Here is a 24,099-nt window from a genome sequence, read left to right on the forward strand (position 1 = left end):
TGTTTCAATACCGAAGCTTAGCGCTTGGAAACAGGCACATATTCGCGCAGCGGAGCACCGGTGTAGAGCTGGCGCGGACGGCCGATGCGCTGATGCGGATCCTCGATCATTTCGTTCCACTGGGCGATCCAGCCGACGGTGCGGGCAAGAGCGAAGAGAACGGTGAACATGGTCGTGGGGAAGCCGAGAGCCTTCAGCGTGATGCCGGAGTAGAAGTCGACGTTCGGATAGAGCTTCTTCTCGATGAAATACTCGTCCGTCAAAGCGATGCGCTCCAGCTCGATCGCGATGTCGAGCAGCGGATCGTCCTTGATGCCGAGTTCGCCGAGAACCTCATGCGCCGTCTTCTGCATGATCTTGGCGCGCGGGTCGTAGTTCTTGTAGACGCGGTGGCCGAAGCCCATCAGGCGGAACGGATCGTTCTTGTCCTTGGCGCGGGCGATGAATTCCGGAATGCGGTCGACCGTGCCGATTTCGTTCAGCATGTTCAGGGCCGCTTCGTTGGCACCGCCGTGAGCCGGTCCCCAGAGGCAGGCGATGCCTGCTGCGATACAGGCAAACGGATTGGCACCGGAAGAGCCTGCCAGGCGAACCGTCGAAGTCGAAGCGTTCTGCTCGTGATCTGCATGCAGGATGAAGATGCGGTCCATGGCGCGGGCAAGCACCGGGTTGACGACATATTCTTCGCAGGGAACGGCAAAGCACATGCGCAGGAAGTTGGACGCATAGTCGAGATCGTTCTTCGGATAAACGAAGGGCTGGCCGATATGGTACTTATAGGCCATGGCGGCGAGCGTCGGCATCTTGGCGATCATGCGCAGGCTTGCAACCATGCGCTGGTGCGGATCGGTGATGTCGGTCGAGTCGTGATAGAAGGCAGAGAGCGCGCCGACACAGCCGCACATGACGGCCATCGGATGCGCGTCACGGCGGAAGCCTGTGAAGAAGCGCGACATCTGCTCATGCACCATCGTGTGGTGGGTCACGCGATAGTCGAAGTCCTTCTTCTGCGCTGCCGTCGGCAGTTCGCCGTAGAGAAGGAGGTAGCAGACTTCCAGGAAATCGCCGTGTTCGGCCAGCTGATCGATCGGATAACCGCGGTGCAGCAGAACGCCTTCGTCGCCATCGATATAGGTGATGCTCGACTCGCACGATGCGGTGGAGGTGAAACCAGGATCGTAAGTGAAAGTAGAGGTGTTCTTATAAAGGGCACCAATATCAATGACACTCGGGCCGATGGTTCCGGTCTTGACCGGCAGGTCCACCGTCTTTTCACCCCAAGTTAGTTTCGCGCTTTGTTCCGTCATGCTGATCCTCCAAGATTTGGCGGGATTGACGCCATAAAAAGCGCCAAAAGGTTAAGCGACTACCGACTAGCTATATGATCCAGAGCCTAATGCCAAGTTATCCTAACGCTGAATTGTGCAATGCAGTATCAACTTTTGGGCACTGCAGAAGCGCCCTTTCGTATGCTACGCCGGGAAACCGGCCCAATTGAGCTTTGTTCCCGCCGATTTCAGTTGAATTCACTGTGTGGTGACGGCACAAATCGCGCAGAAGCTGTAATTTGGCGCGGGGGCAGTCAGCGAGTGCCTAATTTGGAGGCATCCGACCAGCAGGAAGAGAGCAGGGACGTCACCGCGTCTCCGCAACCTCGCGCCTTTTCCACCGCGATTACCCCTAGCGCCAAAGCGCGACAATGGGAACGAACACAGGATCAGGCGCCGCTGACGTCGCGTTTGCTGCGTGTTCCGAAGCGCCTTGGAACCGCTGTCCTCGGCTTGATTGCGGAGGAGGCGGCCCATGGCCGTGCTGTTCTTTTCGCACCGATCTATATGGGTTTGGGTGCGATTATCTGGTTCGAGGCGCAAATCGATCCGCCTCCGCAGGCGTTTCTCGCAGGCCTCGTTCTGTTTGCTTTGGGTTTTTTGCTAAAGCGCGATGCGGGCAGGCTGCTTCATCACACACTTTTCGCCGGTATGCTCATCTGCCTGGGCATGGCGCTGGCCCAGTGGGAAAGTTGGCGGGTTTCCACCGTCATGCTCGACTCGGCCGTGACGACGACCGTGACCGGGCAGATCGAGCGACGGGAATCCTATGACAATGGGCGCTGGCGCTATGTCGTCCGCGTCGAGGCGACGGAAAAACCCTCTATCCGCCGCGCACCCCAGCGGGTTACGGTCTTCGTGCGCAAGCAGGCGGAGTCGTTCGATCTGGGGGATCGGATCCGGGGCAGGGCGCGCCTGACACCTCCGGCCGGACCGGCATTGACGGGTCTTAACGATTTCGCTTTCAGCTCTTATTTCAACGGCATCGGCGCGAATGGCTTTGCCTACGGAACGCCGGAATTATTGTCGCCATCCGGTGACGATGCTGCCGGCTCGTTACTGGATGCGGCCGATATCTGGCTCGCTGGCCTGCGCAACAGCATCGGCGACCGCATCAGGCAAACCTTGCCTGGAGACACCGGCGCCTTTGCAGCAGCACTTGTCACCGATGAGCGACGTGCGATCTCGAAGGATACGACCGAAGCCCTGAGAATTGCCGGCCTGACCCACATCATTGCAATTTCCGGCCTCAACATGGCGCTGTCGGCCGGCATCTTCTATGTCGGTCTGCGCTATTTGTTCAGCCTGTTTCCCGGTGTCGTCCAGGCCTGGCCGACGAAGAAGTTCGCAGCCTTCGGCGCGCTTCTAACGGTAACGGCCTATTACCTCATTTCCGGATTCGGCGTCTCCGCCGAGCGCGCCTTCATCATGATGGCGATCATGCTGGTGGCCGTGCTTTTCGACAGGCCATCCATCAGCTTGCGCAATGTGGCGCTCTCAGCCATCGTCATCCTGGTCTTGTCACCGTCTCAGGTACTCGGTCCGAGTTTCCAGATGTCTTACGCCGCAACGCTGGCGCTGGTATCAGGCTATTCGCTCTGGAAACGACGGCGGCATCGCGAAAACATCCTGCCGCGCATCCGTCTGTTAAGTCCGCTACTGTTCGTCACACGCTTCTTTGGAGGCGTGATGTCGACCTCGTTCATCGGCGGTGCGTCGACGGCCATCTTCTCGATCGAGCACTTTCACCGGTTGGCGACATATGGACTTGCTGCCAACCTTGCGGCCATGCCCGTCGTCTCTTTCATCGTCATGCCCTTCGGTATGATGGCGATGCTGCTGATGCCTTTCGGAATCGATGGACCGTTCTGGAAAGTCACCGGAGAGGGACTGGAGCTTGTGATCGCTATTGCAAAAACGGTGGCTGGGTGGGGAGGTGATATCACTTTCGGCCGCCAGCCCAGCTGGCTGATGCCGACTTTCATCGCCGGCTTCCTGATCATGAGCATGTTGCGGACCCGGCTTCGCCATCTGGGCCTGTTGCTGCTGCTGTCATCTGTCGGTGTGGCCGCGTTCGGCTCTGGTGTGCCGAAGCCGGATCTGATGATCTCGGAAGATGGTATTCTGGTTGCCTTGCGCCAGGATGATATCCTCGCCACCAATCGCGAGAGACCGCAGGCCTTCATCTTCGAGCAATGGCAAAAAGCACTGGTCGCAGCCGAACATCAACCGCCGACCATGCTTCCGACCGATAGCCGGCTTCCGCAGATCAGCAAGACGGATCGGCACAAGCGACTAAGTAACGAGGAGGAGAAGGCGGTCCGCACCGCAATGGAAGAAGCTTTGGACCGCACCATGCAAGGCAGCTTTGCCTGTCAGAAGGGAGCATGGTGTGTCGCCATGCTCGAAAACGGCGCGATATTGGTCACCATCGAGAACGCGGCCTATCTGCCCGCGGCTTGCGACACCGGGAGCATTGTCGTGACGCCAATCCGGCTGCGGCTGGATCATTGCCGTTCCGGAGCAACGCTCATAACCGGTGCGACATTGCGCAAAACCGGCTCCATTGAAATGGTGCTTACCTCAGACACACCCATTATATCCGCCGCATTCAATAACCCGCAGCGCCCATGGACCAGGCATCGAACCTATGATTGGCGCACCGGCAAATTCGACGCGCCAATTGCAAAGGCGCCGCCAGTCCCGGACAATTCACCGGTCAGTGATAGCGACGAATAAGGCCGACGAGCTTGCCCTGAACCTTGACGCGATCTGGCCCGAAGATGCGGGTTTCATAGGCTGGGTTCGCGGCTTCCAGCGCGATGGAGGCACCCTTGCGACGGAAGCGCTTCAAGGTAGCTTCTTCATCGTCGACGAGTGCAACGACGATATCGCCGGGATTGGCCGTGGTCGAATTGCGGATAATGACCGTATCGCCGTCGAAAATTCCGGCGTCGATCATCGAATCCCCTCGAACTTCAAGCGCATAATGTTCGCCGGAGCCGAGCATGTCGGCGGGAACGGTAATGTCGTGCGTATTGTTCTGGATGGCCGAGATCGGAACGCCGGCTGCGATGCGACCCATCACCGGTACGGACGCCGAGCCGTTGTGATCGTCATTTGCCACCTTCGACGGAGCGGGCGGGGCAACGGGCTGCGGCTTGCCGAGGCTGCCCTCGATGACGCTCGGCGAAAAGCCGCGACGCGGCTGAAGGCTGGGATTATAAGCATCCGGGAGCTTGATGACTTCGAGAGCCCTGGCCCTGTTCGGCAGCCGGCGGATAAAGCCGCGCTCCTCCAGCGCCGTGATCAGACGATGGATACCGGATTTGGATGCCAAATCCAATGCATCCTTCATCTCGTCGAAGGACGGCGGAACACCGGATTCCTTCATGCGTTCGTGAATGAAGAGAAGCAGTTCCTGCTGCTTGCGCGTCAACATCGTCTTGGAACCCCAGAATCAAGAAAAGCCGTGAAACAAATCCAGAACGGACACTATATGTTCCATATGTGTTCCGCAAGTGCTTAAATTTCGGTAAAGCCTTGTAGTGTCAGTTAAATAATTACGACTTACGAATGGGTCGGCTTAGGATGTTGAGACGTTATATAGGCCGCAACCATTTGAAAAATATAGAAAATATCGCCATTTCCGTTCTCGGGCTTTGCTGCTCGGTCGGCGTATTCAAGAAGCGGATCCATATTGGACGTCATTGGCCACACGCGTTGACGGTAAGAATCAGCAATCACGTTTGTGAGATTGCTTTCGGTCCTGTCCCTGTGCGTTGAGTGTTCCATGCTCCTATCTTGAATTACGCGGGGGAAGGGCGCAAATCTGCTGCCAAAGGCAGATAGGAGGAACCATGATTTCGTCACCGCACCCGCTGGATCATCTCGTGCTGCCGACCGTCAATATCGCTCTGGCGCGCGAACGCCTCGGCAAGCTCGGTTTCACGGTGGCTCCGGATGCGCGTCATCCCTTTGGCACGCAGAACGCCTGCGTCTTCTTTGCCGATAAAACCTATCTCGAACCCCTGAGCGTGGCATCTCCGGAGCAGTGCGAGAAGAGCATTTTGGACGGCAATGTTTTCGTCGCGCGCGATCAGGCTTATCGTTTCCGGGTGGGGGAAGATGGTTTTTCGGCCGTGGTGTTCGGCACGGATGATGCGGTGGCGGATGACGAGCGCTTCAACGCGGCGGCGATTTCCGCTGGGCGAATGCTGGATTTTTCCCGTCCGATGAAGATGCCGGACGGAACGGAAACCACGGCCGGCTTTCGTCTCGCCTTTGCCGCTGATCTGCGCGCGCCAGACTTTCTCGCCTTCTGCTGTCAGCGCATCAATCCGCTGCCGGCTGACCGCAGCGTGCTTGAGCGTCACGAGAACGGCGTGACCGGCATTGCGCGGGTAGCGCTTTGCGCGCCGCAACCGGCCGTCTATCGCCGCTTCTTCGAAGACGTTGTCGGCAGCCCGCAAATAACGGAGCATTCCTTCGGCTTGACCATCAAGGCGGCCAACGCCGATCTGGAGATTTTGACGCCGGAAGGCATGGAGGCGTTCTATGATCTGCCTGTTCGCACGACTGATCCGGGGCTCAGGGCGCGGGCAATCCTTTTCAAAACACGCGATCTTTCCGTGACATCGTCGCATTTCACTGCTAACGGCGTCACCTATACGCGTAAGAACAATCGTCTATTGGCGAGGTTGGCGCCCGGTCAGGGCGCATTGTTCGCCTTTGAGGAGACAAAATGAGCACAAATTCCGAAGTCACCGTCGGCGAGGGTGCCTCCAAGGTCCTTTTTTCCAATACTGCAAAGCTGTCGCTGATCGCCGGCCCCTGTCAGATGGAAAGCCGCGATCATGCCTTTATGATTGCCGGCGTGCTGAAGGAACTCTGCGGCAAGCTCGGCATCGGCCTTATCTACAAGTCCTCCTTCGACAAGGCGAACCGCACATCGCTGTCGGGCAAGCGCGGCATCGGCCTGGAGAAGGCCTTGGAAATTTTTGCCGACCTCAAGAAGGAATATGGCTTTCCCGTCCTGACCGACATCCACACGGAAGAGCAGTGCGCCATCGTTGCCAAGACGGTCGATATCCTGCAGATCCCGGCCTTCCTGTCGCGCCAGACAGACCTTCTGGTTGCCGCTGCCAAGACTGGCCGCGTGGTCAACGTCAAGAAAGGCCAGTTCCTGGCGCCATGGGATATGAAGAACGTGCTTGCCAAGCTGAACGAAAGCGGCAATCCGAATATTCTTCTTTGCGAGCGCGGCGCCTCCTTTGGCTATAATACGCTGGTCTCGGATATGCGCTCGCTGCCGATCATGGCGGCGATGGGCGCGCCCGTCATCTTCGACGCGACCCATTCCGTGCAGCAGCCAGGCGGGCAGGGCGGTTCGACCGGCGGCGATCGCCGGTTCGTCGAGACGCTGGCACGCGCCGCGGTCGCTGTCGGCGTCGCCGGTGTTTTTGTCGAGACACATGAGGACCCGGACAATGCACCGTCCGATGGCCCGAACATGGTCTATCTGAAGGATATGCCGCGGCTTCTGGAAAAGCTGCTGGCCTTCGACGCTATCGCCAAGGCCTGAAACGTAGCCGGCATTCAACAGGCTGACATGAACTTGCGTTACGGGCCTGTAGGAGTGCCAAATCGCGGCGCGGATCGCCATTGAAATTTCCGCGCCTTCGATTAAGACGATTTAAATCGATTTATAAACCAGCGAGCAGGGAGCTATCATGACCGCAATCACCGACATTATCGCCCGCGAGATTCTCGACAGCCGTGGCAATCCGACCGTTGAAGTCGATGTCTACCTCGAAGACGGCAGCTTGGGCCGCGCGGCGGTTCCGTCGGGTGCGTCGACCGGCGCACATGAAGCCGTCGAGCTTCGCGATGGCGGCAAGCGCTACCATGGCAAGGGTGTCGAGAAGGCCGTCGAAGCCGTCAATTCGGAAATCTTCGATGCGATCGGCGGCATGGATGCCGAAAACCAGATCCAGCTCGACAACATCATGATCGAGCTCGATGGCACGCCGAACAAGTCGCGCCTTGGCGCCAATGCCATCCTCGGCGTCTCGCTCGCCGTTGCCAAGGCTGCTGCCCAGAGTGCCAACCTGCCGCTCTACCGTTATGTCGGCGGCGCTCACGCCCGCCTGCTGCCGGTTCCGATGATGAACATCATCAACGGTGGCGCTCATGCCGACAACCCGATCGACTTCCAGGAATTCATGATCCTGCCGATCGGCGCCGACTCGATCCGCGAAGCCGTCCGCATGGGTTCGGAAGTCTTCCACGTTCTGAAGAAGGAACTGGCATCGCAAGGCCACAACACCAACGTCGGCGACGAAGGCGGTTTCGCACCGGGCCTTTCCAGCGCGCCTGCAGCTCTCGACTTCATCATGAAGTCGATCGAGAAGGCGGGCTACAAGCCGGGCGAAGAAATCGCTCTCGGCCTCGATTGCGCCTCGACCGAATTCTTCAAGGACGGCAAGTACGTTCTTGAAGGCGAAGGCCGTACGCTGGAATCCGGCGCCATGGCTGAATACCTCGCAGAACTCGCCGCCAAGTATCCGATCGTTTCGATCGAAGACGGCATGGCTGAAGACGATTGGGAAGGCTGGAAGACGCTGACCGACCTCATCGGCAAGAAGACGCAGCTCGTCGGCGACGATCTGTTCGTCACCAACTCTGCCCGCCTGCGCGATGGCATCGGCATGGGTGTAGCCAACTCGATCCTCGTCAAGGTCAACCAGATCGGCTCGCTGACCGAGACCCTCGACGCCGTGGAAACTGCGCACAAGGCGAACTACACCGCCGTCATGTCGCACCGCTCCGGCGAAACGGAAGATTCCACGATCGCCGATCTTGCCGTTGCCACCAACTGCGGCCAGATCAAGACCGGCTCGCTGTCGCGTTCGGACCGTCTTGCCAAGTACAACCAGCTCATCCGTATCGAGGAAGCGCTCGGCCCGCAGGCAAAATATGCCGGCCGCTCCATTCTTCGTGGCTGATATCTGAAGCCTTGGATCCGCACGGGTCTGCGGCCAGATTGTTCGCTTGGATCGAACCGCGCCTTCGGGCGCGGTTTTTTGTTGGCCCTGGCAGTTAGAGTCAACGGACGGTTAATCTCTGCCGGTTATCTTGGCTCCAGGTATTTGATTTCATGTGATCTTGTTTGGGCCGAATAGGCTTTGAGGAGATCGCGTAAAGCCAGAGCGTGACGAGCGAGTATGTGGACAAAGTATCATAAGAAGAGAAGGTTCGGCCGTCTCATCCTTCCCGCCATCACCATCGCTTTTGTGAGCTACTTCGGTTATCATTGCATTCATGGCGATTACGGCCTGAAGGCGACCGAGGTTTTCGAGCGGCGCCGCGTCGACCGTGCCAAGGAGTTGGCTGATCTTGTCGCCAGGCGCGAGCACCTTGAAAAGGAGGTCGCGCTGTTGAGCGACGGCTCTCTGGATAAGGATATGCTCGATCAATATGCGCGCTATCAGTTGACCTATTCCAAGACGAACGAGATCGTCATCTTCAATAAATAGCCACAATTAACCGAATTCCGGTTAATTGCATTTTTGTGAGTTAGATCAATAACTTGCAATGAATATGAGCCATGCAATTATAGCATTGCTGTGGCGGACAATCTTCCCTATGTTACGCCTCACCAAAAACGAGGCTACTCACACAGGGAGGGTTGAATGGCGCCGCGAAAGAACGCGACCGTTTCCAGCCGTAAAACAGCATCAAGGCCTGCCAAGGAAACCAATGGCGGCCCGATCGCAGATTTCGATCGTGATGCGGAGCTCAAGGCTTATCGTGAGATGCTCCTGATCCGCCGCTTCGAAGAGAAGGCCGGCCAGCTTTATGGCATGGGCTTCATCGGCGGCTTCTGTCACCTTTATATCGGTCAGGAAGCAGTCGTCGTCGGCATGCAGCTGGCGCTGAAGGATGGCGACCAGGTCATTACCGGCTATCGCGACCATGGCCATATGCTGGCGACCGGCATGAGCGCACGTGGCGTCATGGCCGAGCTCACCGGACGCCAGGGCGGCTATTCCCGAGGGAAGGGCGGCTCCATGCACATGTTCTCCAAGGAAAAGAATTTCTACGGCGGCCATGGCATCGTCGGCGCACAGGTTTCGCTCGGCACCGGCCTTGGCTTTGCCAACTGGTATCGCGGCAATGACAATGTCAGCGTTGCCTATTTCGGTGACGGTGCCGCCAACCAGGGCCAGGTCTACGAAAGCTTCAACATGGCGCAGCTCTGGAAGCTGCCGGTTATTTTCGTGATCGAAAACAACCGCTACGCCATGGGCACCTCGACGGCTCGCGCCACCGCTCAGGCCGATTTCTCCAAACGTGGCGCTTCGTTCGGCATTCCCGGTATTCAGGTCGACGGCATGGACGTCCGCGCCGTCAAGGCTGCGGCTGACGAAGCCGTTGCGCATTGCCGCTCCGGCAGGGGCCCGATCATCCTGGAAATGCTGACCTACCGCTATCGCGGTCACTCCATGTCCGACCCGGCGAAGTACCGTTCCAAGGACGAAGTGCAGAAGATGCGCTCCGAGCACGACCCGATCGAGCAGGTCCGTATTCGCTTGCTCGAAAAGGGCTGGGCGACCGAGGACGATCTGAAGGATATCGACAAGGATGTCCGCGACATTGTCGCAGATAGTGCCGATTTCGCCCAGAACGATCCGGAGCCGGATGCATCCGAGCTCTACACCGACATTCTGCTCTAAATCGGGGAGGGACGATCCATGCCCATCGACATTCTCATGCCCGCCCTTTCTCCGACTATGGAAGAGGGTACCCTTTCGAAATGGCTCAAGAAGGAAGGCGACAAGGTCGTTTCCGGTGACGTCATTGCCGAAATCGAAACCGACAAGGCCACCATGGAAGTGGAAGCCGTCGACGAAGGCACGATCGGCAAGCTGCTGATCGACGCCGGCACCGAAGGCGTCAAGGTCAACACCAAGATCGCCATCCTCTTGCAGGACGGCGAATCCGCAGACGCCATTTCGTCCGCAAAGGCTGCACCTGCCGCCGAGCCGGCAAAGACCGAAGCGCCTGCCGCCACTCCGGCGCCGGCCGCTGCACCGGTCCCGGCCCAGCCGAAGGTTGCCGCTGCGGCTGATCCGGAAATTCCGGCCGGCACGGAAATGGTATCGATGACGGTGCGTGAAGCGCTGCGCGACGCCATGGCCGAAGAAATGCGCGCCAACCCAGACGTCTTCGTCATGGGTGAAGAAGTCGCCGAATATCAGGGCGCTTACAAGGTGACCCAGGGCCTGCTGCAGGAATTCGGCGCTCGCCGCGTGATCGACACCCCGATCACCGAGCATGGCTTTGCTGGTATCGGCGTCGGCGCTGCGATGGCGGGTCTTCGTCCGATCGTCGAGTTCATGACCTTCAACTTCGCCATGCAGGCGATCGACCAGATCATCAACTCCGCCGCCAAGACGCTCTACATGTCCGGTGGCCAGATGGGCGCTCCGATCGTCTTCCGCGGCCCGAACGGTGCTGCTGCCCGCGTCGGCGCTCAGCACAGCCAAGACTATGCCGCCTGGTACAGCCACATTCCGGGCCTCAAGGTCGTCATGCCCTACACGGCAGCCGACGCCAAGGGCCTGCTCAAGGCTGCGATCCGCGATCCGAATCCGGTGATCTTCCTCGAAAACGAAATCCTCTACGGTCAGCACTTCGACGTGCCGAAGCTGGATAACTTCGTTCTGCCGATCGGCAAGGCTCGTATTCACCGTCCGGGCAAGGACGTGACGGTCGTCTCCTTCGGCATCGGCATGACCTATGCCACGAAGGCCGTCGCCGAGCTGGAAGCCCAGGGCATCGATGTCGAACTCATCGACCTGCGCACCATCCGCCCGATGGATCTTCCGACGATCATCGAATCGGTCAAGAAGACCGGTCGCCTGGTCACCGTCGAGGAAGGCTATCCGCAGTCCTCCGTCGGCACGGAAATCGCCACCCGCGTCATGCAGCAGGCCTTCGATTATCTCGATGCGCCGATCCTGACGATCGCTGGCAAGGACGTACCCATGCCATACGCCGCCAACCTCGAAAAGCTGGCGCTTCCGAGCGTCGCCGAAGTGGTCGATGCGGTGAAGGCCGTTTGCTACAAGTAAGGGGAGGGCTCATCGATGCCTATCAACATCACCATGCCTGCCCTCTCGCCGACCATGGAAGAGGGCAACCTCGCCAAGTGGCTGGTCAAGGAAGGCGACAAGATCAAGTCCGGCGATGTCATCGCCGAGATCGAGACTGACAAGGCAACGATGGAAGTCGAGGCTGTCGATGAGGGCACGGTCGCCAAGATCGTCGTTCCTGCCGGCACCGAAGGCGTGAAGGTCAATGCCCTGATCGCTGTGATCGCTGCCGATGGCGAAGATGTTGCCGCTGCAGCCTCCGGCGCTGGTGCCGCTGCTGCTCCGGCAGCCAAGGAAGCTCCGAAGGCGGAAGCCGCTGCAGCTCCGGCTCCGGCGAGCGTTTCGGCTCCTGCGGCTGCACCTGCACCCGTTGCATCGGCTCCGACTGCAAACGACGGTCATCGCACCTTTGCTTCGCCGCTCGCACGCCGTCTTGCGAAGGAGGCCGGCATCGATGTGACAGCGGTTTCCGGCACCGGCCCGCATGGCCGCGTGGTCAAGAAGGATATCGAAGCTGCCGTTTCCGGCGGCACCGCCAAGGCTGCTCCTGCAACAGCACCGGCTGCACAGCCGGCTGCCGCTGCTGCTCCGGCCGCTGCGAAGGGCATGTCTGACGACGCCGTGCTCAAGCTGTTCGAGCAGGGTTCCTACGAGCTCGTGCCGCATGACGGCATGCGCAAGACGATCGCCAAGCGCCTGCAGGAATCCAAGCAGACGATCCCGCACTTCTACGTCTCGGTCGATTGCGAACTCGACGAGCTGCTGGCTCTCCGCACGCAGCTCAACGATTCCGCTCCGAAGTCGAAGGATGGTGTTCCGGCCTACAAGCTCTCGGTCAATGACATGGTCATCAAGGCCCTGGCGCTGGCGTTGCGCGATGTTCCGGATGCGAATGTCTCCTGGACCGACAGCGCCATGGTCAAGCACAAGCATGCCGATGTCGGCGTTGCCGTCTCCATTCCGGGCGGCCTGATCACCCCGATCATCCGCAGCGCCGAGCAGAAGACGCTCTCCACCATCTCCAACGAGATGAAGGACTACGGCAAGCGCGCCAAGGAGCGCAAGCTGAAGCCCGAGGAGTATCAGGGCGGAACGACTGCCGTATCGAACATGGGCATGATGGGCGTCAAGAACTTCGCCGCCGTCGTCAACCCGCCGCATGCGACCATCCTGGCCGTCGGCGCGGGCGAGCAGCGTGTCATCGTCAAGAAGGGCGAAATGGTGATTGCCAACGTGATGACCGTCACGCTGTCGACCGACCACCGCGCCGTCGACGGTGCACTCGGTGCCGAGCTCCTGGCAGCCTTCAAGGGCTACATCGAAAATCCGATGGGGATGCTCGTCTGAGCCTTGTTGTGACACGGAGGCATGAATGACCAAGACTGTTCTGTGTTACGGCGACTCGCTGACATGGGGCTACAGTGCCGAAACGGTCGGCCGTCATGCCTATGAAGATCGGTGGCCGAGCGTGCTGCAAAAGGCGCTCGGCAACGAGGTGCGCGTGATCCCGGAAGGATTGAACGGCCGCACGACCGCCTTCGACGATCATCTCGCCGATTGCGACCGCAACGGCGCGAGGATCCTGCCGACGATCCTGCAGAGCCACAATCCCCTTGATCTCGTCATCATCATGCTCGGCACCAACGACATGAAGCCCGTCGTCGCCGGTTCGGCCTTTGCCGCTCTGCAGGGCATCAGCCGCCTGGTCCAGCTGGTGCGCAATCATGCCTGGGGGTTCGACTACGAGGTGCCCGATATCCTCATCGTCGCCCCGCCGGCAATCACGGAGACTGCCAATGCCGCTTTTGCGGCCAGCTTTCTCGGCGCAGTCAAGGAATCGAGCAAGCTGCCGACGCTCTATAGCGATCTGGCGGACGAACTCGGATGCGGCTTCTTCGACGCTAATACGGTCGCTGTGACCACGCCGCTCGATGGCGTTCATCTCGATGCGGAAAACACCCGGGCGCTCGGTCGCGGCCTCGAGCCGATCGTGCGGATGATGCTCGGTCTCTGATAGATTCAAGGCGCCGGCTCCGATCCGCCGCCAGCAATAAGGCAGGAAACACATGGCTGAGAATTACGACGTCATTATCATCGGCTCCGGTCCGGGCGGTTATGTCGCCGCCGTGCGCGCCGGCCAGCTTGGCCTGAAGACCGCGATCGTCGAGCGCGAGCACCTGGGCGGCATCTGCCTCAACTGGGGCTGCATTCCCACCAAGGCGCTGCTCCGTTCGGCCGAAATTCTCGATCATTCCAACCATTTGAAGGATTACGGCCTCGTTCTCGAAGGCAAGGTAAGCGCGGATGTGAAGGCCGTGGTTGCCCGCTCGCGCGGTGTCTCCGCCCGCCTCAACCAAGGCGTCGGCTTCCTGATGAAGAAGAACAAGGTCGACGTCATCTGGGGCGAAGCCAAGATCACCAAGCCCGGCGAGATCGTTGTCGGCAAGTCGACCAAGCCGGTCGTCGAGCCGCAGCATCCGTTGCCGAAGAACGTCAAGGGCGAGGGCACCTACACCGCCAAGCACATCATCGTCGCGACCGGCGCCCGTCCGCGCGCGCTGCCAGGCATCGAGCCGGACGGCAAGCTGATCTGGACCTATTTCGAAGCGCTGAAGCCGGATTTTCTGCCGAAGTCGCTGCTCGTCATGGGTTCGGGCGCCATCGGCATTGAATTTGCAAGCTTCTATCGCTCCATGGGCGTCGACGTTACCGTCGTCGAAGTCATGCCGACCATCATGCCGGTCGAAGACGCCGAAATCTCCGGCATTGCCCGCAAGCAGCTGGAAAAGCGCGGCCTGAAGATCTTCACCAAGGCGAAGGTCACGAAGGTCGACAAGGCTGCCAACTCGATCACTGCCCATGTCGAAACCGAAGACGGCAAGGTTCAGCAGATCGTTGCCGACCGCATGATCTCGGCCGTCGGTGTCCAGGGCAATATAGAGAACCTCGGCCTCGAGGCGCTCGGCGTGAAGACCGACCGCGGCTGCGTCGTCATCGATGGCTACGGCAAGACCAACGTGCCGGGCATCTATGCGATCGGCGACGTCGCCGGTCCGCCGATGCTGGCGCACAAGGCCGAGCATGAGGGCGTCGTCTGCATCGAGAAGATCGCCGGCCTGCCGAATGTTCACCCGACCGACAAGAGCAAGGTGCCGGGCTGCACCTATTGCCAGCCGCAGGTTGCTTCCGTTGGCCTCACGGAAGCCAAGGCCAAGGAACTCGGCCGCGATATCCGCGTCGGCCGCTTCTCCTTCGTCGCCAACGGCAAGGCGATCGCGCTTGGCGAAGACCAGGGTCTCTGCAAGGTCATCTTCGACAAGAAGACCGGCGAGCTTCTGGGCGCACATATGGTTGGCGCCGAAGTCACCGAACTCATCCAGGGTTTCGTCGTCGCCATGAACCTGGAGACGACCGAAGAAGAACTGATGCATACGATCTTCCCGCATCCGACCGTTTCGGAAACGATGAAGGAAGCCGTGCTGGATGCCTACGGCCGGGTGCTGAACGCTTGATAATTTCCTGCCATGCCCTTTATCCAGGGGGTGGAAAACAGGAAAGGAAATCAACATGTCTATAACGGCGGAAGGTTGGATCGTCTTTCTTCTCATCGGGCTGGTCGCGGGTTTCCTCGCGAGCCTGATCGTTGGAGGCGGCGGACTCATCGGTTGTCTGGTGAGTGGCGTGATCGGGGCTTTCGTGGGCGGTTTCCTGTTCCGTTATTTCGGGATATCGCTCGGCATTGAAAATGCGCTTGTCGTGGAGATCATCCATGCCACGGTCGGTGCGATCATTGTGGTGCTGTTGGCGAGATTGATCGTCTAGAGCATCATCGTTAAGACGCAACGCGACGCCCGGCAGGACTGTCCTGAAGGGCGCCCGAAAAGAGGGTTTGATGGAAAGCGTAGGTTGGCTGGGTCTGATCATCATCGGCGGTCTTGCGGGTTGGCTCGCGGGCAAGCTGATGGACGCACGCTATGGGGTCATCCTGAACATCATCCTCGGCATTGCCGGCTCGGTCGTGGCTGCCGCGCTGATGGTGGCCCTGCATGTCGGCGTACCCGGCGGCCGGCTTGGCTTTTTCATCACCGGTTTCATCGGTGCATGCATTCTGATATTCCTCGCCAAATTCGCTCGGCGATGAAGGGCCGCATTCCAAGCGGCGGAAAGTAGACGTTTCATGGTGACCATTCTCGACACGATCAACCCGGACGCCAAGCGCGTGCGACACCCGGAAAAGGCCCATCGGCCGGATACGGAAGTCCTGCGCAAGCCGGACTGGATCCGCGTGAAGGCGCCGACATCGAAGGGCTATGCCGAAACCCGCTCGATCGTGAAGGAGCACAAGCTCGTCACGGTCTGCGAGGAGGCCGGCTGCCCGAATATCGGCGAATGCTGGGACAAGAAGCACGCCACCTTCATGATCATGGGCGAGATCTGTACCCGCGCCTGCGCCTTCTGCAACGTCGCGACCGGCAAACCGAACGCGCTCGACATGGCGGAGCCGGAAAACGTCGCCAAGGCCGTCAAGCAGATGGGCCTCAGCCACGTCGTCATCACCTCGGTCGACCGCGACGACCTGGAAGATGGCGGCGCCGAGCATTTCGAGAAAGTCATCTGGGCGATCCGCGCCGCTTCGCCCTCGACCACGATCGAAATCCTGACGCCGGACTTCCTGAAGAAGCCGGGCGCCCTGGAGCGTGTCGTCGCTGCCAAGCCAGACGTCTTCAATCACAATCTGGAAACCGTACCCGGCAATTATCTGACGGTTCGTCCCGGCGCGCGCTACTTCCACTCCGTCCGCCTGCTGCAGCGGGTCAAGGAACTGGACCCCACCATGTTCACCAAGTCGGGCATCATGGTCGGGCTCGGTGAAGAGCGCAATGAAGTGCTGCAGCTCATGGACGACCTGCGCAGCGCCGATGTCGACTTCCTCACCATCGGCCAGTATCTGCAGCCGACGCGCAAGCATCATCAGGTGATGAGCTTCGTCACGCCGGAAGAGTTCAAGTCCTACGAAACCGTGGCTTATACCAAGGGCTTCCTTATGGTCGCTTCCAGCCCCCTGACGCGCTCGTCGCATCACGCCGGCGACGATTTCGAGCGTCTGCGCGCGGCTCGCGAGAAGAAGCTGCTGCTGGCTGCGGAATAAACGCACCAGGATTACATCTTGCCATTTGAACGAACCGCGGCGATTGTGCCGCGGTTTTTGTTCGCGCTGTCATTTGTTTGTCATTGACGCGGCCTACGGAACACGCCGCCGTTTGTTACCGGTTTCGGCGCTTTAGAATCGACTATGGAGCTGAACCGTGGAGCAGATTGTTGCGCCGCAGGCGCTTGTTCATGCCGTCGACATAGATCAGGCGGCTCGCATCCTCGAAAAGGCAGATCGTATTCTCGTCGTGGGCTGCTCTGGCACCGGCAAAAGCACGCTCGCACAGACGATCGCGAAGCTGCGCGGGCTGACTTACCTATCGATGGATCGTGACATCTTTTGGCTGCTAGGCTGGAAGTTACGCCCGCGCGCGGAAGCGATTGCATTGATCGAGCAGGCAGTCGTGGGGCCGCGCTGGATTATGGACGGCAACAGCCCCGGAACCTTGCCCTTGCGGCTGCCACGCGCCGAACTCGTCATATGGCGACGCCCGCCGCGGCACGTGGCACTCCGCGGCATCATTTCTCGCTGGCTGCACTACAGAGGTCGGTCGCGGCCCGAGATGGCGCCGGGATGCCCAGAGCGGCTGGACTGGAAATTCCTGCGCTACATCTGGACCTTCGAGCGTGACGAAGCGCCGCAGTTTCAGGAGATGCTCGAACAACACGGCCGCCATGTGCCGGTCGTGACGCTGAAATCCTACCGCGACGGCGAGGAGTTGCTGTCGCGTCTCCGAAACAAGGTTTGAGACGTTGTCATGGATCAGCTTATGATGCCGTCGTTGCGTAGCGAAGTGCGCGATCTCACCGAAGCGGCCGATCATATCCGCAGGGCGAACCGAATCCTCGTCATGGGCTGCTCCGGCGGGGGCAAGTCGACGCTGTCGCAAAAGATTGCCGCCCGCGTCGGCCTTGCCTATGTCTCGATCGATCGTGACGTTTTGTGGCTGCCGGGCTGGGTTCAGCGCGATAGGGACGAGCAGCGTGCCATCATCGTTACCAAAGTTCAGGGGGAGCGATGGATCATGGACGGAACCAATCCCTCGACATTCGACATACGCCTGCCGCGTGCGGATTTCGTCATCTGGGTTCGAATGCCCCGGCTGTTATGCATCTGGGGCGCCGTTTCCCGTTGGATCAAATGGATGGGCCGCACGCGACCGGAAATGGCGCCAGGCTGTATCGAGAAGATCGACTGGGAGTTTCTGCGCTTCATCTGGACATTTGAAGAAAAATTCACGCCGCGGGTTCTTGCCGGTCTTGCCGAGCACGGCCCTGATGTCCCGGTTTTGCAACTGAAATCCCGCGGCGAAATGCGTCAGCTTCTTGATCTTCTCGGCCGTCCTGCTTAATTGCGGCTCATGCCTCAGTTCGAAACTCATCGCCCCGTTCCGCATTCGCCCGACCAGATGTTCGACCTCGTCGCCGATGTGGAGCGCTATCCGGAATTCTTGCCGCTTTGCGAGGCGCTGACGATCCGCAGCCGCAAGGAGCGTGACGGTAAGAGCCTGCTCGTTGCCGATATGACCGTCGGGTATAAAGCCATCCGTGAGACGTTCACCACGCAAGTGCTCTTAAACAAGGCGGAGCGCGCGATCGACGTGAAATACATCGACGGCCCGTTCAAATATCTCGACAATCGCTGGCGTTTTGCGCCGCTGGAAAATGGCGGCTGCAGCATCGATTTCTTTATCGATTACGAGTTCAAGAGCAGCATCCTCGGCGCTTTGATGGGATCGATGTTCGATCGGGCCTTCCGCATGTTCACGGATGCCTTCGAGACGCGCGCGAACAAAATCTATGCTTGAAGCCGTGCTCGGTTATTGAGCGAGCGTGACAAGCATCTCCAGCGCCGTTTTCAAAGTGGCGAGCCGAACCTTGTCGCGGCCGATGTCGCCATAGCGCATTTCATGATTGAGGAGCGCGCCGCTGCGAGCTTTGGCGGCGAGGTGGACGAGCCCGACCGGCTTTTCTGTCGAACCGCCCCCTGGGCCGGCGATACCGGTTACCGCTACGGCAAAATCAGCCCGAGAGCGGAAGAGGGCGCCGTGGACCATCTGCAGCGCCGTTTCCTTTGATACAGCGCCGAACTGCGCCAGCGTCTGCTCGTGAACGCCGAGCATCTCCATCTTGGCAGTGTTGGTGTAGGTGACGAAGCCGCGATCGACGACGGCGGATGAGCCGGGGATCTCCGTCAGCGCGCCGGCGATCAGTCCGCCGGTGCAGGATTCCGCCGTCGCGACCATCCAACCTCTAGCCGTAAAGTCGGTGACGATCTTCTGCGCAAGCGCGAGAATCTCCTCCGGGAAATGGGTCACGCTTTGCCTCCGCGATAAACGACGGTGGCGGTCGCGATGGCCGCTATGCCTTCGCGGCGGCCGACGAAGCCGATCTGCTCGTTCGTCGTTGCCTTGACCGAGCAGCGATCGATGCTGATGCCCAGAAACTCCGATAGCCTGCCGCGCATGACGTCGCGATGCGGCCCGATCTTCGGGGCTTCGGCGATCAGCGAGACATCCGCATTCATGATGGTGCCGCCGCGTTCGCGCACGATCTTTGCCGCATGCTCGATGAAGATGCGCGAAGGAGCGCCCTTCCATTGCGGATCGGAGGGCGGGAAATGATCGCCGATATCGCCGGCGCCGCAGGTGGCGAGCAGCGCGTCCGTCAGGGCATGCAGGGCGACATCGGCGTCCGAATGCCCCTTCAGCTTCTGGTCGTGGGGAATGAAGACGCCACAAAGGGTGACTCCATCGCCCGGCTCCAGCTGGTGGACGTCATAGCCGTTGCCGGTGCGCACATCAGGCAGCAGGCCGGCGCTGAGTTTTTCATCGGCCATGGCAATATCCCTTTTGATTGTCAGTTTTACGTTGTCGGCACTGCCGATCACTAATGTCACCGGTAGGTTACACCATTCCGCGATTGCCGCATCGTCCGTGAAATCGGTTCTGCCATCGGCAGCGGCTTTTTCATGGGCGTCGAGAATATCGGCGAAACGGAAGGATTGCGGCGTCTGCGCGGCGTGCAACCCGGTGCGGGGAATCGTGTCGACGACTAGCCCATCGGCATTGCCGCGCTTCAGCGTGTCGGTGACGAGCATAGCTGGCAGCACGGCCGGCGCGCCGTCTGCAAGCGCTGCGGCGACACGATCCAGCAGATCATGATCGAAGAAGGGGCGGACGGCATCGTGGATCATCACATGCGTGACGCCACTGTCTTTCAAAGCGCGCAGCCCGGCAAGCACGGATTGCTGGCGAGTTGCCCCACCGAAGGCGATCTTGATCTCAGGCAGGCCTGAAACCTGTTCCAGCGCCGCACGCAGCAGTTTCTCATCGTCGCGATGGATGACGACGACGATCTTCGATGCCTGCGGCCATGTCACGAATCTTTCAAGCGTATGCGCAATAACCGCTCTGCCGCCGATCGGGCGATATTGCTTGGGGCCTTCTTCTGGAGAACCCGCCCGTTCGCCGCGCCCGGCGGCCACGATGACGATTCCCACCGACAACGGTTGCTTTGAATGCATTTGCGTCATAAATCCCCGAAGATGAAAGGCTCCGTCTGCGGCATGGCTTTGAAAAGCGTAGAGCTTTCTTTTGAACAAGCACATGCTAAATAGATCGCCAAAACGGGACCCTGCTCAAGCAGGGTCTATCGCCTCAACTGAGTATTTTCCAGCATCTGCCCAAAAAATATCGGGATTCTTCGAAACCCCTTGGCAAACTTTCAAAGCGTGTCTAAAAATAGTGCAGACGTATGGTGTGCCCGAAAGATAATCATTTGCTGTCTTCCAAGCTTGCAGCCTCATTTTCCATCGGTTCCGTATCAATCCGGAATCGTGTGATCCTGGCACCGATGTCGGGCGTAACCGATCTGCCTTTCCGGCAGCTTGCCTTGCGCTATGGTGCCGGTCTAGTCGTTACCGAGATGGTCGCAAGCCGCGAACTCGTGCAGGATACGGCTGAATCCTGGGCGCGTCTGAGAAGTGCAGGGCTGAAGCCGCATATGGTGCAGCTTGCCGGCCGCGAGGCGCATTGGATGGCCGAGGCCGCAAAGATCGCCGCGGACAATGGCGCCGATATCATCGATATCAATATGGGCTGCCCCGCCAAGAAGGTGATTGGCGGCTATTCCGGCTCGGCACTGATGCGCGACCCGGACCATGCGCTGACATTGATCGAAGCGACAGTCCGGGCGGTGAACATTCCCGTCACGCTGAAGATGCGGTTGGGCTGGGACGAGAATTCCATCAATGCGCCTTATATCGCGCGCCGGGCCGAAGAGGCCGGAATCCAGCTCGTCACTATTCACGGCCGTACGCGCATGCAGTTCTACAAGGGCAGGGCGGATTGGGATGCCATCCGCGCCGTGCGCGATGCCATCTCCATACCGCTTGTGGCGAATGGCGATGTCGAAACGGCAGAGGACGCGCAGGAAATCCTGCGGCGCTCCGGTGCCGACGCCGTCATGATCGGCCGGGGCTGCCAGGGCCGTCCCTGGCATGCGGGCGTGATCGCCGGCCATCGCGAACCAAACCGTCAGGAGATCGTCGAGATCGCTCTCGAACACTATCGCATGATGCTGGAATTCTACGGCGAAACGGTCGGCATTCGCCATGCCCGCAAGCATCTCGCCTGGTATCTCGATCGCTATGCGCCGGCAGCGACAGGTGCCGACAAGGCGAAAATCATGACGTCGAAAGAAAGCGGTGAGGTGGCTGCATCCTTCCGTGCCGCGCTGCAGGCCGGCGCCGATCTCGCCCAATGCGTTCAGGAGGCTGCATGACGTCGAAATCCAGCTCCGGCGCCGGTGATACCGCGGCCAACTCTGTCGCCATGGCGGTTCTCAACGCGATCCAGAATCCCGTCGTCATGGTCGACGAGGCGGGCTTGATTGCCTTCGCCAACTGGGAGGCTGAAGCTTTCTTTGGTGCCAGCGCCTCGCATCTGTCGCGCTACAAGATTTCCAGCTTCATCCCTTTCGGCAGCCCTCTGCTGGCGCTGATTGACCAGGTGCGCGAACGCCGCGCGCCTGTGAACGAATATCGTGTCGACCTGAGCTCGCCGCGTCTCGGACAGGACAAGCTGGTGGACATTTACGTCGCGCCGGTTTCCAGCGAGCCCGGCTCCGTGGTGGTCGTATTCCAGGAGCGCTCCATGGCCGACAAGATCGACCGGCAGCTGACGCATCGCGCCGCAGCTCGCTCGGTCACCGGTCTTGCCTCCATGTTGGCGCATGAGATCAAGAATCCGCTTTCGGGCATCCGCGGCGCCGCACAGCTTCTCGAACAGTCGGTCGAGGATGACGATCGCGCACTGACGCGCCTCATCTGCGACGAGACGGACCGTATCGTCTCGCTGGTCGACCGCATGGAGGTTTTCTCCGACGAGCGGCCCGTCGATCGCGTCCCCGTCAACATCCACTCCGTGCTCGATCATGTGAAGGCCGTCGCCAAGGCGGGCTTTGCCCGCAACATCAAGATCTCAGAGAATTACGACCCCTCGCTGCCGGCGGTCTTCGCGAACAGGGACCAGCTCGTGCAGGTGTTTCTCAATCTGGTGAAGAACGCCGCTGAAGCGGTGGGCGACCGTCAGGACGGCGAGATCATGCTGACGACGGCCTATCGCCCCGGCATCAGGCTCTCGGTTGCCGGCACGCGCGAGAAGATCTCGCTGCCGCTGGAATTCTGCGTCATCGACAATGGCCCGGGCGTGCCGGCCGATCTCGTGCCGCATCTCTTCGATCCGTTCATCACGACCAAGACGAACGGAACCGGCCTCGGCCTTGCGCTGGTCGCCAAGATCATCGGCGACCACGGCGGCATCGTCGAATGCGACAGCCAGAACCATCGCACCACTTTCCGTGTTTTGATGCCTGCCTCCAAGGGCATCACCTCAGAAGATGCCCCACTTCCGAACTCTACAGGGACTACTCGATGACAGCCACGATCCTTGTCGCCGATGACGATGCGGCCATCCGCACCGTGCTCAACCAGGCTTTGAGCCGCGCGGGTTACGACGTACGCATCACGTCGAACGCCGCCACGCTCTGGCGTTGGGTCTCCGCCGGCGAAGGCGACCTTGTCGTAACCGACGTCGTCATGCCCGATGAAAACGCATTCGACCTGTTGCCGCGCATCAAGAAGGCGAGACCGGATCTGCCTGTTCTGGTCATGAGTGCGCAGAACACCTTCATGACGGCGATTAAGGCATCCGAGAAGGGCGCTTACGACTATCTCCCGAAGCCGTTCGACCTGACCGAGCTGATCGCGATCGTCGGCCGTGCCCTGTCCGAACCGAAGCGCAAGCCGGCAAAGCTCGACGACGACATGCAGGACGGCATGCCGCTTGTGGGTCGTTCGGCCGCGATGCAGGAAATCTATCGCGTGCTGGCGCGTCTGATGCAGACCGATCTCACGCTGATGATCACCGGCGAATCCGGTACCGGCAAGGAACTGGTGGCGCGTGCCCTGCATGATTACGGCAAGCGTCGTAACGGTCCTTTTGTGGCCATCAACATGGCCGCCATCCCGCGCGACCTGATCGAATCCGAACTGTTCGGTCACGAGAAGGGCGCCTTCACCGGTGCGCAAACCCGCTCGACCGGACGTTTCGAACAGGCCGAAGGCGGTACGCTGTTCCTTGACGAAATCGGCGATATGCCGATGGATGCGCAGACGCGCCTGCTGCGCGTGCTGCAGCAGGGCGAATATACCACCGTTGGCGGCCGCACCCCGATCCGCACCGATGTCCGCATCGTCGCCGCCACCAACAAGGACCTGAAGCAGGCGATTAATCAGGGCCTATTCCGCGAGGATCTCTATTACCGCCTCAACGTCGTGCCGCTGCGCCTGCCGCCGCTGCGCGACCGCGCCGAGGACATCCCGGATCTCGTGCGTCATTTCATCCAGCAGGCCGAGAAGGAGGGGCTGGGTTCCAAGCGTTTCGATCAGGAAGCGCTGGAGCTCATGAAGGCCTACCCCTGGCCCGGCAACGTCCGCGAGCTGGAAAATCTTATCCGTCGGCTGATGGCGCTTTATCCGCAGGATGTCATCACTAAGGAGATCATCGACGCGGAGCTGCGCGCTGACGTGCCCGACAGCCCGATCGAAAAAGGGCCGGTCCGCACCGGCTCCATGACCATCGCGCAGGCGGTGGAAGAGAATATGCGGACCTATTTCGCCAGTTTCGGCGAGAACCTGCCGCCCCCGGGTCTCTACGACCGCGTATTGACGGAGATGGAATATCCGCTGATTCTCGCCGCCCTGACCGCGACACGCGGTAATCAGATCAAGGCGGCCGATCTTTTGGGTCTCAACCGCAATACGCTGCGCAAAAAGATCAGAGAACTGGGTGTTTCGGTTTACAGAAGTTCCCGAACGGCTTGACAACGCGAGCCGATGCGTTGCATTTTCGCCACAATGCGTTGCTTAAAGGTCACGCAGTTGATTCGTCGTTTTT

Annotated in this window: 23 protein-coding genes; 19 read left to right on the top strand and 4 right to left on the bottom strand. The window is 59.9% G+C overall.

Features of this window, described 5'->3' with window-relative positions; genetic code table 11:
• Positions 1-17: 17 nt before the first annotated feature.
• Positions 18-1,307, bottom strand: a complete 1,290-nt coding sequence (gene gltA, locus AC13RE_RS00910) for a citrate synthase (RefSeq protein ID WP_015339806.1) — start codon at positions 1,305-1,307, stop codon at positions 18-20.
• 291 nt (positions 1,308-1,598) lie between these two features.
• On the opposite strand from gltA, the gene AC13RE_RS00915 reads away from it, so the two are divergent.
• Positions 1,599-4,067 carry a ComEC/Rec2 family competence protein gene (locus AC13RE_RS00915; RefSeq protein ID WP_488562520.1) on the top strand — a complete coding sequence of 823 codons (2,469 nt, stop codon included), beginning with the start codon at positions 1,599-1,601 and terminating at the stop codon, positions 4,065-4,067.
• Here AC13RE_RS00915 and lexA read toward each other — a convergent pair.
• Entirely contained in the window at positions 4,048-4,770 is a 723-nt protein-coding gene (gene lexA / locus AC13RE_RS00920; protein ID WP_015339808.1) for a transcriptional repressor LexA, read from the bottom strand. The two genes, AC13RE_RS00915 and lexA, sit on opposite strands and share 20 nt — an antisense overlap.
• A 418-nt stretch (positions 4,771-5,188) precedes the next feature.
• On the opposite strand from lexA, the gene AC13RE_RS00925 reads away from it, so the two are divergent.
• The 15 genes from AC13RE_RS00925 (at position 5,189) to AC13RE_RS00995 (ending at position 18,447) form a co-directional block, all read left to right on the top strand.
• Positions 5,189-6,076, top strand: coding sequence for a VOC family protein (locus tag AC13RE_RS00925; protein WP_488561635.1), 888 nt, complete (start codon positions 5,189-5,191; stop codon positions 6,074-6,076).
• Positions 6,073-6,912, top strand: coding sequence for a 3-deoxy-8-phosphooctulonate synthase (kdsA, locus tag AC13RE_RS00930; protein ID WP_488561636.1), 840 nt, complete (start codon positions 6,073-6,075; stop codon positions 6,910-6,912). The genes AC13RE_RS00925 and kdsA overlap by 4 nt, the downstream gene beginning before the upstream one ends.
• A gap of 148 nt (positions 6,913-7,060) precedes the next feature.
• Positions 7,061-8,335, top strand: a complete 1,275-nt coding sequence (eno, locus tag AC13RE_RS00935; RefSeq protein ID WP_015339811.1) for a phosphopyruvate hydratase — start codon at positions 7,061-7,063, stop codon at positions 8,333-8,335.
• A 219-nt stretch (positions 8,336-8,554) separates the two neighbouring features.
• Complete coding sequence (locus AC13RE_RS00940) at positions 8,555-8,866, top strand: FtsB family cell division protein (protein ID WP_488561637.1); 312 nt, start codon at positions 8,555-8,557, stop codon at positions 8,864-8,866.
• A 156-nt stretch (positions 8,867-9,022) separates the two neighbouring features.
• Positions 9,023-10,066, top strand: coding sequence for a pyruvate dehydrogenase (acetyl-transferring) E1 component subunit alpha (gene pdhA, locus AC13RE_RS00945; RefSeq protein WP_488561638.1), 1,044 nt, complete (start codon positions 9,023-9,025; stop codon positions 10,064-10,066).
• Between the two features lie 18 nt (positions 10,067-10,084).
• Entirely contained in the window at positions 10,085-11,467 is a 1,383-nt protein-coding gene (locus AC13RE_RS00950; protein WP_488561639.1) for a pyruvate dehydrogenase complex E1 component subunit beta, read from the top strand.
• Between the two features lie 15 nt (positions 11,468-11,482).
• Entirely contained in the window at positions 11,483-12,835 is a 1,353-nt protein-coding gene (locus AC13RE_RS00955) for a pyruvate dehydrogenase complex dihydrolipoamide acetyltransferase (protein ID WP_488561640.1), read from the top strand.
• A 25-nt stretch (positions 12,836-12,860) separates the two neighbouring features.
• Entirely contained in the window at positions 12,861-13,502 is a 642-nt protein-coding gene (locus tag AC13RE_RS00960) for an SGNH/GDSL hydrolase family protein (protein ID WP_488561641.1), read from the top strand.
• Between the two features lie 52 nt (positions 13,503-13,554).
• The gene (gene lpdA, locus AC13RE_RS00965; RefSeq protein WP_075852526.1) at positions 13,555-15,000 is read left to right on the top strand and encodes a dihydrolipoyl dehydrogenase; all 1,446 of its coding nucleotides are present in this window, start codon (positions 13,555-13,557) and stop codon (positions 14,998-15,000) included.
• 55 nt (positions 15,001-15,055) lie between these two features.
• Positions 15,056-15,310 (top strand): GlsB/YeaQ/YmgE family stress response membrane protein, encoded by a 255-nt coding sequence (locus AC13RE_RS00970; protein WP_015339818.1) that lies wholly within the window; start codon positions 15,056-15,058, stop codon positions 15,308-15,310.
• 70 nt (positions 15,311-15,380) lie between these two features.
• Complete coding sequence (locus AC13RE_RS00975) at positions 15,381-15,629, top strand: GlsB/YeaQ/YmgE family stress response membrane protein (RefSeq protein WP_015339819.1); 249 nt, start codon at positions 15,381-15,383, stop codon at positions 15,627-15,629.
• A 36-nt stretch (positions 15,630-15,665) separates the two neighbouring features.
• Entirely contained in the window at positions 15,666-16,637 is a 972-nt protein-coding gene (lipA, locus tag AC13RE_RS00980) for a lipoyl synthase (RefSeq protein WP_488561642.1), read from the top strand.
• Between the two features lie 157 nt (positions 16,638-16,794).
• The gene (locus AC13RE_RS00985) at positions 16,795-17,388 is read left to right on the top strand and encodes a P-loop NTPase family protein (protein ID WP_488561643.1); all 594 of its coding nucleotides are present in this window, start codon (positions 16,795-16,797) and stop codon (positions 17,386-17,388) included.
• Positions 17,389-17,412: 24 nt separating this feature from the next.
• Entirely contained in the window at positions 17,413-17,991 is a 579-nt protein-coding gene (locus tag AC13RE_RS00990; protein ID WP_488562521.1) for a P-loop NTPase family protein, read from the top strand.
• 9 nt (positions 17,992-18,000) lie between these two features.
• A complete protein-coding gene (locus AC13RE_RS00995) occupies positions 18,001-18,447 on the top strand; it encodes a type II toxin-antitoxin system RatA family toxin (RefSeq protein ID WP_488561644.1) in 447 nt (148 codons plus the stop codon).
• Between the two features lie 12 nt (positions 18,448-18,459).
• Here AC13RE_RS00995 and AC13RE_RS01000 read toward each other — a convergent pair whose 3' ends face one another.
• A complete protein-coding gene (locus tag AC13RE_RS01000; RefSeq protein ID WP_488561645.1) occupies positions 18,460-18,957 on the bottom strand; it encodes a CinA family protein in 498 nt (165 codons plus the stop codon).
• Positions 18,954-20,174 carry a bifunctional 2-C-methyl-D-erythritol 4-phosphate cytidylyltransferase/2-C-methyl-D-erythritol 2,4-cyclodiphosphate synthase gene (locus tag AC13RE_RS01005; RefSeq protein WP_488561646.1) on the bottom strand — a complete coding sequence of 407 codons (1,221 nt, stop codon included), beginning with the start codon at positions 20,172-20,174 and terminating at the stop codon, positions 18,954-18,956. The genes AC13RE_RS01000 and AC13RE_RS01005 overlap by 4 nt, the downstream gene beginning before the upstream one ends.
• Before the next feature lie 221 nt (positions 20,175-20,395).
• Here AC13RE_RS01005 and dusB point away from each other — a divergent pair, with 221 nt between their 5' ends.
• Genes dusB through ntrC form a run of 3 tightly spaced genes read left to right on the top strand, consistent with a single transcriptional unit; the run spans position 20,396 to position 24,026 of the window.
• Positions 20,396-21,424: a tRNA dihydrouridine synthase DusB gene (dusB, locus tag AC13RE_RS01010; RefSeq protein ID WP_488561647.1), complete on the top strand. Its 1,029-nt coding sequence runs from the start codon at positions 20,396-20,398 to the stop codon at positions 21,422-21,424.
• A complete protein-coding gene (locus AC13RE_RS01015; RefSeq protein ID WP_132716527.1) occupies positions 21,421-22,578 on the top strand; it encodes a two-component system sensor histidine kinase NtrB in 1,158 nt (385 codons plus the stop codon). The genes dusB and AC13RE_RS01015 overlap by 4 nt, the downstream gene beginning before the upstream one ends.
• Positions 22,575-24,026, top strand: a complete 1,452-nt coding sequence (gene ntrC, locus AC13RE_RS01020) for a nitrogen regulation protein NR(I) (RefSeq protein WP_113240895.1) — start codon at positions 22,575-22,577, stop codon at positions 24,024-24,026. The genes AC13RE_RS01015 and ntrC overlap by 4 nt, the downstream gene beginning before the upstream one ends.
• The last annotated feature ends 73 nt before the right edge of the window (positions 24,027-24,099 follow it).

The organism is Martinezella sp. CNPSo 3959, assembly GCF_057784355.1.

Coding starts and splice junctions, on each gene's coding strand:
- lpdA (WP_075852526.1), top strand. CDS start 13,555: ATGGCTGAGAATTACGACGTCATTATCATCGGCTCCGGTCCGGGCGGT.
- AC13RE_RS00940 (WP_488561637.1), top strand. CDS start 8,555: ATGTGGACAAAGTATCATAAGAAGAGAAGGTTCGGCCGTCTCATCCTT.
- AC13RE_RS00955 (WP_488561640.1), top strand. CDS start 11,483: ATGCCTATCAACATCACCATGCCTGCCCTCTCGCCGACCATGGAAGAG.
- gltA (WP_015339806.1), bottom strand. CDS start 1,307: ATGACGGAACAAAGCGCGAAACTAACTTGGGGTGAAAAGACGGTGGAC.
- AC13RE_RS00995 (WP_488561644.1), top strand. CDS start 18,001: ATGCCTCAGTTCGAAACTCATCGCCCCGTTCCGCATTCGCCCGACCAG.
- lipA (WP_488561642.1), top strand. CDS start 15,666: ATGGTGACCATTCTCGACACGATCAACCCGGACGCCAAGCGCGTGCGA.
- lexA (WP_015339808.1), bottom strand. CDS start 4,770: ATGTTGACGCGCAAGCAGCAGGAACTGCTTCTCTTCATTCACGAACGC.
- AC13RE_RS00960 (WP_488561641.1), top strand. CDS start 12,861: ATGACCAAGACTGTTCTGTGTTACGGCGACTCGCTGACATGGGGCTAC.
- AC13RE_RS00950 (WP_488561639.1), top strand. CDS start 10,085: ATGCCCATCGACATTCTCATGCCCGCCCTTTCTCCGACTATGGAAGAG.
- dusB (WP_488561647.1), top strand. CDS start 20,396: ATGGTGTGCCCGAAAGATAATCATTTGCTGTCTTCCAAGCTTGCAGCC.
- pdhA (WP_488561638.1), top strand. CDS start 9,023: ATGGCGCCGCGAAAGAACGCGACCGTTTCCAGCCGTAAAACAGCATCA.
- kdsA (WP_488561636.1), top strand. CDS start 6,073: ATGAGCACAAATTCCGAAGTCACCGTCGGCGAGGGTGCCTCCAAGGTC.
- AC13RE_RS00975 (WP_015339819.1), top strand. CDS start 15,381: ATGGAAAGCGTAGGTTGGCTGGGTCTGATCATCATCGGCGGTCTTGCG.
- eno (WP_015339811.1), top strand. CDS start 7,061: ATGACCGCAATCACCGACATTATCGCCCGCGAGATTCTCGACAGCCGT.
- ntrC (WP_113240895.1), top strand. CDS start 22,575: ATGACAGCCACGATCCTTGTCGCCGATGACGATGCGGCCATCCGCACC.
- AC13RE_RS00970 (WP_015339818.1), top strand. CDS start 15,056: ATGTCTATAACGGCGGAAGGTTGGATCGTCTTTCTTCTCATCGGGCTG.
- AC13RE_RS00925 (WP_488561635.1), top strand. CDS start 5,189: ATGATTTCGTCACCGCACCCGCTGGATCATCTCGTGCTGCCGACCGTC.
- AC13RE_RS01005 (WP_488561646.1), bottom strand. CDS start 20,174: ATGACGCAAATGCATTCAAAGCAACCGTTGTCGGTGGGAATCGTCATC.
- AC13RE_RS00990 (WP_488562521.1), top strand. CDS start 17,413: ATGCCGTCGTTGCGTAGCGAAGTGCGCGATCTCACCGAAGCGGCCGAT.
- AC13RE_RS01015 (WP_132716527.1), top strand. CDS start 21,421: ATGACGTCGAAATCCAGCTCCGGCGCCGGTGATACCGCGGCCAACTCT.